The sequence below is a fragment of the Streptomyces sp. NPDC002490 genome (genome assembly GCF_040296045.1).
GTDB lineage: Bacteria > Actinomycetota > Actinomycetes > Streptomycetales > Streptomycetaceae > Streptomyces.
Genome location: NZ_JBEOWM010000089.1, coordinates 1 through 13,684 on the forward strand (window position 1 = coordinate 1; position 13,684 = coordinate 13,684).

Annotated in this window: 1 protein-coding gene; it reads right to left on the bottom strand. The window is 75.4% G+C overall.

Translation table 11 applies throughout. The annotated features are described in order from the left end of the window. A partial coding sequence (locus ABT092_RS30130) for a type I polyketide synthase (RefSeq protein WP_502968538.1) occupies positions 1 to 13,684 on the bottom strand: 13,684 nt, incomplete at both ends.

The window sequence follows — 13,684 nt, forward strand, 5'->3', positions numbered from 1 at the left end:
AACCGCCCCGCAAACACCTCCGACTCACCCAACAACCCCGCAGCCATCCCCACCCACTGCGACCCCTGACCCGGAAACACCAACACCGTACGACCGTCGACCGCGCGGCCCACCCCGGGGAGCCCATCCGTCTGCTCGCCGGCCAACCCGTGCAGCAGGGAACGCAGTTGCTCCCCGTCCCCGACCAGAGCCTTCCGGTACTCGAAGGCCGTGCGCGCGCTCAGCGAGAGGCCGACGTCGTGCGGATCCAGCTCGGGCCTGTCGTCCAGGTGGCGGTCGAGGCGGTCGACCTGGTCCCGCAGGGCCCGGGGGCTCCGGGCCGAGAGCAGCCAGGGCACCACCGGCGCACCGTGCTCCCGTGCGGGCTCCGGGGCCTCGTCCCGGGGGGCCGCCTGCTCCAGGACGGTGTGGACGTTGGTGCCGCTCAGGCCGAAGGAGGACACGCCCGCCCGGAACGGGCGGCCGGTGTCCGGCCAGGGCCGCAGCCCGGTCGCCAGGGCCACCGATCCGCGCGTCCAGTCGACGTGGCGGGACGGCTCGTCGACGTGGAGGGTGCCGGGCACCTGTCCGTGCCGCATCGCCAGCACGGTCTTGATCACGCCCGCCACGCCCGAGGCGGCCTGGGCGTGACCGAGGTTGGACTTGAGGGAACCGACCAACAGCGGTCGGTCGGCAGGCCGTTCCTGGCCGTAGGTGGCAATCAGGGCCTGCGCCTCGATGGGATCGCCGAGGGTGGTGCCGGTGCCGTGCGCCTCCACCACGTCCACCTCGGAGGCCGTCACCCCGGCGGCGATCAGCGCCTCCCGGATCACCCGCTGTTGGGAGGGGCCGTTGGGTGCGGAGAGGCCGTTGCTCGCACCGTCCTGGTTCACCGCCGAGCCCCGCACCACCGCCAGCACCGGGTGGCCGTTGCGCCGGGCGTCGGAGAGCCGCTCCAGCAGGACGACGCCCGCCCCCTCGCCCATGCCCATTCCGTCGGCACCGTCCGAGAACGCCTTGCAGCGTCCGTCCTCGGCGAGTCCTCGTTGGCGGGAGAAGGTGACGATGGCGCCGGGGGTCGCCATCACCGCGACGCCTCCGACCAGGGCCAGCGAGCAGTCACCGGCGCGCAGGGACTGGCCGGCGAGGTGCATCGCGACCAGCGAGGACGAGCAGGCCGTGTCCACGGTCACCGCGGGGCCTTCGAGGCCCAGGGTGTACGCCACCCGGCCGGAGACCACGCTGGGCGCGCTACCGGTGAGCAGGTGTCCGTCGCCCTCGCCGGCCTGTGCGACCACGGCGGCGTAGTCCGCGTAGTTGACTCCGGTGAACACCCCGGTGCGGCTGCCGCGCAGGGCCACCGGGTCGATGGCGGCGCGTTCGATCGCTTCCCAGCTGGTCTCCAGCAGCAGTCGCTGCTGCGGGTCCATCGCCACCGCCTCCCGCGGCGAGATCCCGAAGAACTCCGCGTCGAACTCGGCGACGTCGTGCAGGAAGCCGCCCTGGCGGGTGGTCGAGGTGCCGGGGTGGTCGGGGTCCGGGTCGTAGAGGGCTTCGAGGTCCCAGCCGCGGTCGGTGGGGAACTCCGAGACGGCGTCGCCACCCTCGGCGAGCAGCCGCCACAGGTCCTCCGGGGTGCCGATCCCGCCGGGGAAGCGGCAGGCCATGGAGACGATCGCGATCCGGTCGTCCTCGGGTGCGACGGCGTCCCGGGCGGCCGGTTCCGGCGTGGCGGGCCGTTGGCGACCCAGCAGTTCGGCGCGGATCTCCGCGGCGAGCGCGGTGGGCGACGGATGGTCGAAGACCAGGGTGGACGGCAGACGGAGGCCGGTGGCGGCGTTCAGGCGGTTGCGCAGTTCCACGGCGGTGAGCGAGGCGAAGCCCATGTCCTGGAACGCCTTGCCCGGCCGGATGTCGTCCGCCGCGCCGTGACCGAGCACGGCCGCCGCATGGGTGCGGACCAGGTCGAGCAGCAGGCGCTGTTGTTCGGCCGTGCCCAGTGCGGCCAACCGTTCGCGCAGTGCCCGGGCTGCGGGCGCCTGGGCCGCACCGTCGTTGGCCGGCCGTTCCAGCGCGCGGCGGGCCTCGGGGACTCCCGTCAGCAGCGGGCTGGGACGGCCGGAGGTGAACACGGCCGCGAACTGCTCCCAGTCGACGTCGGCGACGGCGAGCAGGGTCTCGTCGTCGTCCAGCGCCTGTTGCAGGGCGCTCACGGCGAGGTCGGGGGAGATCCGGGGCAGGCCGTGTTGCTCCAGTTTGAACAGGTCGGCGTCCTCACCTGCGATGCGGTCCTGCCAGGGGTTCTCCGCCTGCCAGACGCCCCAGTCGATGGTGGTGGCGGTCAGGCCACGGGCCCGGCGGTGCTGGGCCAGGGCGTCCAGGTAGGCGTTGGCCGCGGCGTAGGCGGCGTGGTCGCCGCTGCCCCAGACTCCGGCGATGGAGGAGAACAGGACGAAGGCGTCCAACTCCCGGTCGAGCAGGGCGTCGAGGTGCCCGGCTCCGGTGGCCTTGGCGGCGACGATCTGCTCGAAGGCGGAGAGGGGGGTGCGGTCCAGGGGGGCGAGCGCGATGAAGGCGGCGGCGTGGAAGACCGCGGTGACCGGGGTGCCGGCCGCTTCCAGACCGGTGAGGAGCGCCTCGACGGAGTCCCGGTCGGCGAGGTCGCACACCGGCAGCGACAGGCGCACGCCGAGTTCGCCGAGTTCCGCCGCGAGTTCCTCCGCGCCGGGTGCCTCGGGGCCGCGGCGGCCCGGGAGGACGAGGTGGGCGGCGCCGCTGCGGGCCAGCCAACGGGCGATGTGCGGGCCGACCGCTCCGGTGCCGCCGGTGAGCAGTACGGTTCCGCGGGGCTTCCACCTCCGCGTCCCGCCGGTCCAGGGGGCGTGGCGCAGTCGACGGGCGAGGAGACCGGTGGGGCGCAGCGCGAGTTGGTCCTCGCCGCCGGTGCCGACTTCGCCCGGGGTGGCCGTCAGTACCGCGGCGAACCGGGTCCTGGCGCGGGCGTCGAGGTCGGCCGGCAGGTCGATGAGTCCGCCCCAGCGCCCGGACGCCTCCAGCGCCGCCACCAGTCCGGTGCCCCAGACCATGGCCTGGGCGGGTTCCCGGACCGGGTCGTCGTCGCCCGTCGACAGGGCCCCGTCGGTGGCGCACCAGAGGGGCGCCGTGTGCGCGAGGTCGCCGAGCGCCTGGACGAGGGCGACGGTCAGTGCGGTGCCCGTGGGCAGTTGGGGGTGGGCGGGGTGCGGGCGGGCGTCCAGCGCCAGCAGCGACAGCACTCCGGTCGGGGTGCGGCCGTCGAGGGCTGCGGTGAGCGTGTCCGCGAGTCGCTCGCGGCGGACGTCGTCCGCGGCGAGTTCGACCGTGATGACCGAGGCTCCGGTCTCGGTGAGGGCCAGGACCGGGCCGGGGGTCCGTTCCTCGGACCCGTGGCCGGCGGGCAGCACCACCAGCCAGGTCCCGGCGGTGGTGGGGGCGGCCACCGGGTCGGGCAGCGGCTGCCAGTCGATGCGGTAGCGCCAGGAGTCGAGGACGGCTCCGTCCCGCTGCTGCTGCCGCCACTCGCGCAGGGCGGGCAGCACCCGGTCGAGGGCGTGCTCGTCGACGGAGAGGTGGGCGGCGACCTCGGCGGGGGCCGCGTGCTCGACCATGTGCCAGAAGGCGGTGCCGGTCGGATCGTCGTGGCCCGGCTCCGCGGGACCGGGCGCCTCGGGTTCCAGCCAGTAGCGCTGCGTCTGGAAGGGGTATCCGGGCAGGCCGACCGGGCGGGCCCCGGTGCCCGCGAACACCGCCGCCCAGTCGACGGCCGCCCCCGACACCCAGAGTTCGGCGGCCGAGGCCAGGGCCCGGCGCATCCCGCCGTCGTCCCGGCGCAGGGTGCCGACGACCACCGCCGGTTCTCCGGCGGCGAGGTCCTCGACGGCGTCCTGGACGGCCATGGTCAGCACGGGGTGCGGTGACACTTCGAGGAACACCTCGTGGCCCTGTTCGGCCAGGGCGCGGACGGCCGTGTCGAAGCGGACGGTCCGTCGGAGGTTGCGGTACCAGTAGTCGGCGTCCATGAGTGCGGTGTCCAGCCAGTCGCCGGTGACCGTGGAGAACAGCGGCACCCGGCTCGTGACCGGACGCACGCCCGCCAAAACCGCCCGCACCTCCGTCTCGATGCGCTCGACCTGCGCCGAGTGGGAGGCGTAGTCCACGGGCACGGCCCTGGCCCGCACGCCGTGCGCCGTGCAGTGGGCGAGCAGTTCCGCGAGCGCCGTCGCCTCCCCGGAGACCACCACGGCGGCCGGCCCGTTGACGGCGGCGATCGACAGCCGGTCCCCCCACGGGCGGATCTCGGCGCGGGCCCGGTCCTGCGGCAGGGACACCGCGGCCATGCCGCCGAGTCCGGTCAGCGCCCGGATGGCGCGGCTGCGCAGGGCGACGACCGCGGCCCCGTCGTCCAGGGTCAGCGCCCCCGCCACCACGGCGGCGGCGATCTCGCCCTGGCTGTGGCCGACCACGGCGTCCGGCCGGACGCCCCAGGACTCCCAGAGGGCGGCCAACGACACCATCACCGCCCACAGCACCGGTTGCACCACCTCCACCCGTTCCAGCGAGGGCGCGTCGGGCGCCTCCTCCAGGACCGCGAGGAGCGACCAGTCGACGTGTGCGGACAGGGCGGTGCCGCAGGCGGTGAGCCGGTCCCGGAAGACGGGGCTGGTGGCGAGCAGGTCCCGGGCCATGCCGGCCCACTGCGAGCCCTGGCCGGGGAAGACCAGCACCGTGCGCCCCTCGACGACGCGGCCGGCGCCGGACACGACGAGGGCGTCGCCGGTGGGGGCGTCCGCGGTGCCCGCGGCCAGGGCGGCGAGCCCGGCCGACAGCGCGGGGTTCCCGTCGCCGATGACCACCGCCCGGTGTTCGAAGGCGGACCGGGTGGTCGCCAGCGAGCGGCCCACGTCGACCGGGCGCAGGGCGGCGCGGGCGGCGAGGTGGGCGTCCAGTCGGACCGCCTGGTCCCGGAGTGCGGACGCGGTGCGGCCGGCCAGGACCCAGGGCAGCACGGAGGCGGGCGCGTGCCCGGGGCCGTCCGCCGGTTCGGTCTCCGTGTCGGGTTCCGGCGCCTGTTCCAGGACGACGTGGGCGTTGGTGCCGCTCATGCCGAACGCGGACACCCCGGCCCGGCGCGGTCTGCCGGTGGCGGGCCAGTCGCGGGCTTCGGTGAGCAGTTCGACGGCCCCCGCCGACCAGTCGGCGTGCGGGGTGGGCCGGTCCACGTGGAGGGTGCGGGGCAGGACCCCGTGCCGCAGGGCCAGCACCGTCTTGATCACTCCGGCCACCCCCGCCGCGGCCTGGGTGTGCCCGATGTTCGACTTCAACGACCCCAACCACAACGGCCGCTCCACCGAACGGTCCTGACCGTAGGTCGCCAACAACGCCTCGGCCTCGATGGGATCGCCCAGGGTGGTGCCGGTGCCGTGCGCCTCGACCAGGTCGACGTCGGTGCCCCGCACCCCGGCGGTGGCGAGCGCAGCCCTGATCACCCGCTGCTGGGCGGGGCCGCTGGGCGCGGTGAGGCCGTTGCTGGCACCGTCCTGGTTGACCGCGGTGCCCCGTACCAGGGCGAGCACGGGGTGCCCCAGGCGTTGCGCGTCGGAGAGCCGCTCCACCAGCAGCACGCCCACGCCCTCGCCCCAGCCCGTGCCGTCGGCTGCCTCGGCGAAGGACCGGCAACGGCCGTCCGGCGACAGGCCCTGCTGCCGGCTGAACTCGACGAAGGCGTCCGGGCTGGCCATCACCGCCGCACCGCCGACCAGGGCGAACGAGCAGTCCCCCGAGCGCAGCGCCTGCCCGGCCAGGTGCAGTGCCACCAGGGAGGAGGAGCAGGCGGTCTCCACGGTCACGGCGGGGCCGTTCAAGCCGAGGGTGTAGGCGATGCGGCCCGAGGCGACGCTGGTCACGGTGCCGCTGAGCAGGTGCCCCTCGGCTTCGGCGGCCGGGTCCTGCGGCCCGGCGCCGTAGCCCTGGGCGGCGACGCCGACGTAGACGCCGCCTTCGCTGCCGCGCACCGAGGAGGGGTCGAGGCCGGCCCGTTCCAGCGCCTCCCAGCTGGTCTCCAGCAGCAGCCGCTGCTGGGGGTCCATCGCCAGCGCCTCGCGCGGCGAGATCCCGAAGAACTCCGCGTCGAACTCGGCGGCCCCGTCCAGGAAGCCGCCTCCGGTGGTGGCGAAGGTTCCCGGGTGCAGGGGGTCCGGGTCGTACAGCGCGTCCAACGGCCAACCGCGGTCGGTCGGCAGGGCCGTGATCGCGTCCACCCCGTCGGTCACCAGCTGCCACAGGTCCTCGGGGGAGCCGACACCGCCGGGGAAGCGGCAGGCCATGGAGACGATCGCCAACGGTTCCCCGGGGGCCGCGGCCACCGGGGCGGGCCCGGGCGGGCCGTCCGCGGCGACGGCTTCCGCACCGCGGAACTCGGCGAAGAGGTGGCTGCCGAGGGCGGCCGTCGTCGGATGGTCGAAGACGGTCGTGGCGGGCAGCGGCAGGCGGGTGGCCGCGACCAGCCGGTTGCGCAGTTCCACGGCGGTGAGCGAGTCGAAGCCCATCTCGCGGAACGGGCGATCCAGGGCGAGGTCGCCGGCCGATTCGTGGCCCAGGACGACGGCGGCCTCGTCCCTGACCAGTTCCTGCAACAGTTTGCGGCCCTCCGGCGCGGGCAGGTGCTCCAGCCTGCGCCGCCACGAGGGGTCGCCCTCCGGGTCCGGGGCGCCGGGCGCCCCCGTCGCCGGGGAGTCGCCGTCCGCCGCCCCGGGCAGCGCGCGCAGCAGGGCGCTGTGCCGTACCGAGGTGAACGTGGGGGTGAAGCGGCTCCAGTCCACTGCGGCGAGCACCGGTTCGGCCTCGTCCCGTGCCACGGCGAGGCCGAGCGCGGCGAGCGCCGACGCGGGGGCCATCGGCACCAGCCCGTGGCGGCGGAGGGCGTCGCCGACCTCCCCGTTCGCCATGCCCGCGCCGGCCCAGGGGCCCCAGGCCACCGAGGTCGCCGTGAGGCCCCGGTCGCGGCGGGCGGCGGCCAGACCGTCCAGGTGGGCGTTGGCCGCCGCGTACGCGCCCTGGCCGCCGCTCCCCCAGGTGGCGGAGATCGAGGAGAACAGGACGAAGGCGTCCAGTTCGGGGTCCTGGAACAGGGCGTCGAGGTGGGTCGCGCCGCGGGTCTTGGCCGCGGTCCGCTCGGCCAGTTCCTCCAGGGTGCAGTCCGCGATCGCGGTGTCCGTGGTGAGCCCCGCCGCGTGCACCACCGCACGGACCGTGTCGCCCGCGTCGTGCAGCTGCCGCAGAACGTGTTCCAGCGCCGCGCGGTCGGCGACGTCGCAGGCCAGCACCGTGCTGCGGGCCCCCGATTCGGCCAGGGCGGCGGCCAGTTCGGCGGCTCCCGGCGCCTGGGGGCCGCGCCGGCTCAGCAGGACCAGGTGCTCCGCGCCCCGGTCCGCCAGCCAGCGCGCCACCTGGGCGCCGAGGCCCCCGGTGCCTCCCGTGACCAGGACCGTGCCCCGCGGCGTCCAGGCCGGGCCCGCGGGGGCGTCGGCCGCCGGTGCGGGAACGAGCCGGCGGGCCAGCGGGCCGGCCGGCCGCAGCGCCACCTGGTCCTCCCCGTCCAGCCCGGCCAGCACCGCGCACAGCCCGTCCGTGGCGGATGCGTCGAGGCGTTCCGGCAGGTCGACCAGGCCGCCCCAGCGGTCGGGGTGTTCCAGTGCGGCCACCCGCCCCAGTCCCCACACCTGGGTCTGCTCGGGATGCACCGGTCCGGTGCCCCGCGTCGTCACCGCGCCCCGGGTGGCGCACCACAGCGGTGCGGTGGTGCCGCTGTCGCCCAGGGCCTGGAGCAGCAGCAGGGAACCGCTCAGCGAGGCGTCGAGCGCGGGCAGCCGCGGGTGGCGGCCGGTGGCCAGGCCCAGCAGCGACAGGACGCCCGTGAGGTCACCGGACTCCCGGAGCCGAGCGGTCAGTTCGGCGCGGTCCTCGTCGGCCGGGACCCGGAGCACCGCCACCTCGGCGCCGTGTGCGGCGAGGGCCCGTTCGCAGGCGGAGGCGGTGTCCTCGGCGCCCGGACCGTCCGGGGCGACGAGGAGCCACCGTCCGGAGAGCCGGGTCGGGGCGGGCGGGGCCAGCGGCGTCCAGTCGATGCGGTAGCGGCCGGGTCCGGTGGCTTCGGCGCCGCGCCGGGAGCGCCAGGACGGGACGACCGGGGTGGGCGCCGCTTCGGGCCAGAAGCGGCGGCGCCGGAAGGGGTAGGTGGGCAGGTCGACCCGCCGGACGGGGGTGCCGTCCCCGCCGGCCGACCAGTCCACCTGGACGCCGCGCAGGTGCAGCGAGGCGAGGGCCGTGCGGACCGCGCCCACGTCCGCGCGGCCGTCGCGCAGCAGCGGCACCGTTCCGCACTCCTCGGGGTCCGGCAGGCAGCCGGACACCATCGCGGACAGGACGCCGCCCGGCCCGACTTCGAGGAAGGTCGTGGCGCCCTCGGCCCGCAGTCGACGGGCGCCGTCGAGGAAGCGGACGGTGCCCCGCACATGGCGCACCCAGTAGTCCGGCGAGCGGAGTTCCTCGGCGGTGGCCGTCCGCCCGGTCAGGTTGGAGACGACGGCGACCGTGGGCGTGCGGTAGGTCAGTCCTTCGGCCACCTGCCGGAACTCGTCGAGCATCCCGTCCATCCGGGCGGAGTGGAAGGCATGGCTGACGCTCAGGCTCCGGGTGCGTCGCCCGAGGGAGCGGAAGGAGCGGGCGAGGCGGTGCACCGCCTCGCCGTCGCCGGACAGCACCACGGAGGTGGGTCCGTTGACGGCGGCGACGTCCACGGCGCCCGTGCCGTCCTCCGCGCCGGCCCGGTGGTCCTGGAGCGCCTGCCGCGCCTCCTCCTCGGTGGCCTCCACCGCCACCATCGCGCCGCCGTCGGGCAGTGCGTCCATCAGCCGTCCCCGGGCCGCCACCAGGGCGCAGGCGTCGCTCAGGTCGAGGACGCCGGCCGCGTGGGCGGCGGCGAGTTCGCCGATCGAGTGCCCCATCAGCAGGTCGGGCCGTACGCCCCAGTGCCGGACCAGCCGGAACAGCGCCGTCTCCAGGGCGAACAGGGCGGGCTGGGTGTAGCGGGTGCGTTCGAGCAGCTCCGCTTCGGGGGTGCCGGGTGCGGCGAACAGGACGTCGCGCAGCGGCAGGTCGAGGTGCGGGTCGAGCCCGGTGAGCGCCTCGTCGAGGGCGTCGGCGAACACCGGGTCCTCGCGGTACAGTCCGGCGCCCGCGCCCACCCGTTGACTGCCCTGGCCCGGGAAGAGGAAGGCGGTCCGACCGGGGTGTCCGGTTCCGCCGGTGAGCACCGAGGCGGAGCTCCTGCCCCGGGCCAGCGCCGTCAACGAGCGCCGGACCGCGCCGCGGTCCCGCCCCAGGACGGCGGCACGGTGCTCGAACGAGGCCCGTCCCGCGGCCAGCGAGTGGGCGACGTCGGCCAGTTCGACGCCCGGGTCGGCGTCGAGCCGGGCCAGGAGCCGCTCGGCCTGCGCCCGCAGGGACTCGGGGGTCCGGGCCGAGAGCAGCAGCGGTACGGTCACCCGGGAGCGACGGGCGGGGGCCGCGGGCGCCGGGTGCGGCGCTGCGGCCGGGGCGGGCGCCTGCTCGACGATCACGTGCGCGTTGGTCCCGCTGATGCCGAACGACGACACGCCCGCCCGGCGCGGCTCGTCGCCGCGCGGCCAGGGCGTCCGCTCGGTGAGCAGCCTCACCTCGCCGCCGGACCAGTCGACGTGCGGGTTCGGCGCGGCGACGTGCAGGGTCCCCGGAAGTTCGCCGTGCCGGATCGCCAACACCATCTTCATCACCCCGGCCACCCCCGCAGCCGCCTGGGTGTGGCCGATGTTCGACTTCACCGAGCCCAGCCACAACGGGCGGTCGGCCGGCCGGTCCTGACCGTGGACGGCTTGGAGCGCCTGCGCCTCGATGGGGTCGCCGAGCACGGTGCCGGTGCCGTGGGCCTCGACCGCGTCGATCTGGTCGGCGCGCAGCGCGGCATCGGCCAGGGCGGCCCGGATCACCTGTTGCTGGGAGGGTCCATTGGGGGCGGTGAGCCCGTTGCTGGCGCCGTCCTGGTTCACCGCGGTGCCGCTGATCAGCGCGAGCACGGGATGGCCGTGACGCAGGGCGTCGGAGTGGCGTTCCAGCAGCAGGACGCCCGCGCCTTCGCCCCAGCCGGTGCCGTCCGCGTCCGCGGAGAACGCCTTGCACCGGCCGTCGCCGGCGAGTCCGCGCTGCCGGCTGAACTCCACGAAGAGCTTGGGCGTGCTCATCACGGTCACCCCGCCCGCGAGGGCCTGCTCGCAGTCGCCCCGCCGCAGCGCCTGCACGGCCAGGTGCAGGGCGACCAGCGAGGACGAGCACGCCGTGTCCACGGTCAGCGAGGGCCCTTGGAGGCCGAGGACGTAGGAGAGCCGCCCGGAGAGCACGCTGGCCGTGTTCCCGGTCAGCAGGTGTCCCTCGGAGATCCCCTCGGCGTCCTCCAACAGCGCCGGGTAGTCCTGGCCGTTGGTGCCGACGTAGACGCCGACCCGACGGTCCTTCAACGCGGACGGGTCCTGGCCGGCGTTCTCCACCGCTTCCCAGGAGGTTTCCAGCAGCAGCCGCTGCTGGGGGTCCATCGCCAGCGCTTCCCGCGGCGAGATCCCGAAGAACTCCGCGTCGAACTCGGCCGCCTGGTGCAGGAAGCCGCCCTGTCTGCTGTACGTGGTACCGGGGTGGTCGGGGTCCGGATGGTACAGCCGCTCGGTGTCCCAGCCCCGGTTCGACGGCCAGTCGCCGACGGCGTCGGTGCCCTCGGCCAGCAGTCGCCAGAAGTCCTCGGGGCGCTCCACCCCGCCGGGGAAGCGGCAGCCCATGCCGACGACGGCGATGGGCTCGTCGTGGTCGGGCGCGCCGGCCGCGGCTTCGGCGCCGGCGGTGCCCGCCGGGGTCTCGGGGGCGGTGTCCGGCAGGCCCAGTTCCGTGAGCAGTCGCCCGGCCAGCGAGGTGGGCGTGGGATGGTCGAACAGGACGGTGGTCGGCAGTCCGAGTCCGGTGGCGCCGGCGAGCCGGTTGCGCAGTTCCACCGAGGTCAGCGAGTCGAAGCCGAGCGTGGAGAACGCCTTCCCCGGCAGCACCGCCCCGGCGTCCGGGTGGCGCAGCACCAGCGCCGCATGGGTGCGCACCAACTCGGTGAGCGTCCGGAGCCGGTCCTCGTGACGGGGCAGGACGGCCAGCCGCTGCCGCAGCTCCTCCGCGGTGTCGCCGGCCCGGGCGGGCGGCGCCGCGGCGGTGTCCGGTGCGGCCGTCACCGCGGCGGGGTCCGGCATCCCGTCCAGCAGGGCCGTGGACCGCAGTCCGGTGGCGGCGGCGAAGCGCCGCCAGTCCACGTCGGCCACCAGGACCAGGGCGTCGTCCTCCGTGAGCGCCCGCCCGATCGCGGTGACCGCCGACTCGGGCTCCATCACCGGCATGCCGAAGTCCCGCAGTCGTTCGGCGACGCCGTCCGCCAACAGGCCGGGCCCGGACCAGGCGCCCCAGGCCACCGACGTTCCGGGGAGCCCCGCGGCCCGGCGGGCCGCGACCAGGGCGTCCACCGCGGCGTTGGCCGCCGCGTAGTTGCCCTGACCGGCGTTGCCGACGACGCCCATCACCGACGAGAACACCACGAAGGCGGAGAGGTCGAGCCCCGCGGTGACCTCGTGGAGGTGCTGCGCGGCGGTCAGCTTGGCGCGCAACGGGGTCGCGAGCCGCGCCGGGTCCAGGGCCGCCAGCATGCCGTCGTCCAGGACGCCGGCCGCGTGGACGACGGCGACCAGCGGGTACTCCGCCGGAGTGTCCGCGACCAGGTTCGCCAGTGCCTCGCGGTCGGCGACGTCACAGGCCGCGAAGGCCACTTCGGCGCCCAGCGCCGTCAGCTCCGTCCGCAGTGCGTCCGCACCGGGTGCCTCGGCACCGCGTCGGCTGACCAGCAGCAGTCTCGCCGCGCCTCGGCCCGCGAGCCAGCGCGCCGTGTGCGAGCCGACCCCGCCGGTCCCTCCGGTGACGAGGACGGTGCCGTGTCGAACCGCGTCATCCCACTGCGCCCCGGCGTCCGGGGCGTCGGTCGGCAGAACCCGCGGGGGTGCCGGACGCAGTCGGCGTCCGTGGACCCCGGTGGACCGCACGGCCACCTGTTCCTCGTCGGCGACGGCTCCCGCGAGCACCGCGCACAACCGGCGGACGGCCCGCTCGTCCGGCACCTCGGGCAGGTCGACCAGCCCGCCCCAGCGGTGCGGGTGTTCCAGTGCCAGGGTCCGGCCCAGCGCGGCGGACGCCGCCTGGCCGACGTGCCCGGGTCGCTCCGAGCCGCCCAGCACGGCCGCGCCGGTCGTCAGCACCCACAGCCGGGCGTCGATCCCGGCGTCCTCCAGGGCCTGGGCCAGTGCGAGGGTCAGCGCCGGACCGCCGGGGAGATCGGGGTGCTCGGGGTGCGGGCGCTGCTCCCAGGACAACAGGGAGAGCACCCCGGCTATCGGCTCCTCCCCCGCGGCCTTCAGCAGCAGCGCGGCCAGCTGTTCCCGGGTCGCGCCCGGGTCGGTGACGGGGCATTCGACGAGGTCGACCCCGTTGCCGCGCAGTGCCTCCAGGACGGCGTCCGCGACGGGGCCCTCGGGGCGCGGGACGAGCCAGCGGCCGACCAGACCGTCCAGGGGAACGGTCGACAGCGGCACCCAGGAGACGCGGTACCGCCAGGAGTCCGCACGCCGTTCACGGGCTCGGGCGGCACGCCAGCCCGCCAGGGCGGGCAGGACCTCGTCCAGCGCGTCGCGGCGGACCCCCAGCTCACCGGCCAAGCGGGCGGGGTCCTGGCCTTCGAGGTCGTCCCAGCCGTCTTCCACGGCGGAGGAGGTCGGGACGGGGTCGGGGGACGCCAGCCAGTAGTGCCGGTGTTGGAAGGCGTAGGTGGGCAGTTCGACCCGCCGGCCCCCCGGGAACATCCCCGACCAGTCGACCGGCACCCCCCGCACATACCCCTCACCGAGGGAGTGCAGCAGCCGTTCCATGCCCCCCTCGCCCCGACGCAGCGTCCCCAACACCGCCGCGTCCACCCCCGCGGCCTCCACCGACTCCCCCACCGCCACCGACAACACCGGATGCGGACTCGGCTCCACGAAGAACCGGAAACCCTCCCCCAACAGAGCCCGAGTCGCCTCCTCGAACCGCACCGTCTCCCGCAAATTCCGATACCAATACCCCGCATCCAACAACCCCGTGTCCAACCACCCACCCGTTACCGTCGAAAAGAACGGAATCTGACCAGAACGAGGCACAATCCCATCCAACTCAGCAAGCAACCGCTCACGAACCTCCTCCACATGCACTGAATGCGAGGCATAATCCACCTCAATCCGACGCACCCGCACCCCCTCACCCACAAGTTGCTCCACCAACTCCGCCACCGCATCCGCATCACCCGCCACCACCGTCGACGACGGACCATTCACCGCCGCCACCGACAACCCACCACCCCAGGAAGCGATCCGCTCCCGCACCTCCCCCACACCCAACGCCACCGACACCATCCCCCCACGACCCGACAACCCCCGCACCAACCGACTCCGCAACGCCACCACCCGCGCACCATCCTCCAACGACAACCCACCCGCCACACACGCCGCCGCCACCTCACCCTGCGAATGCC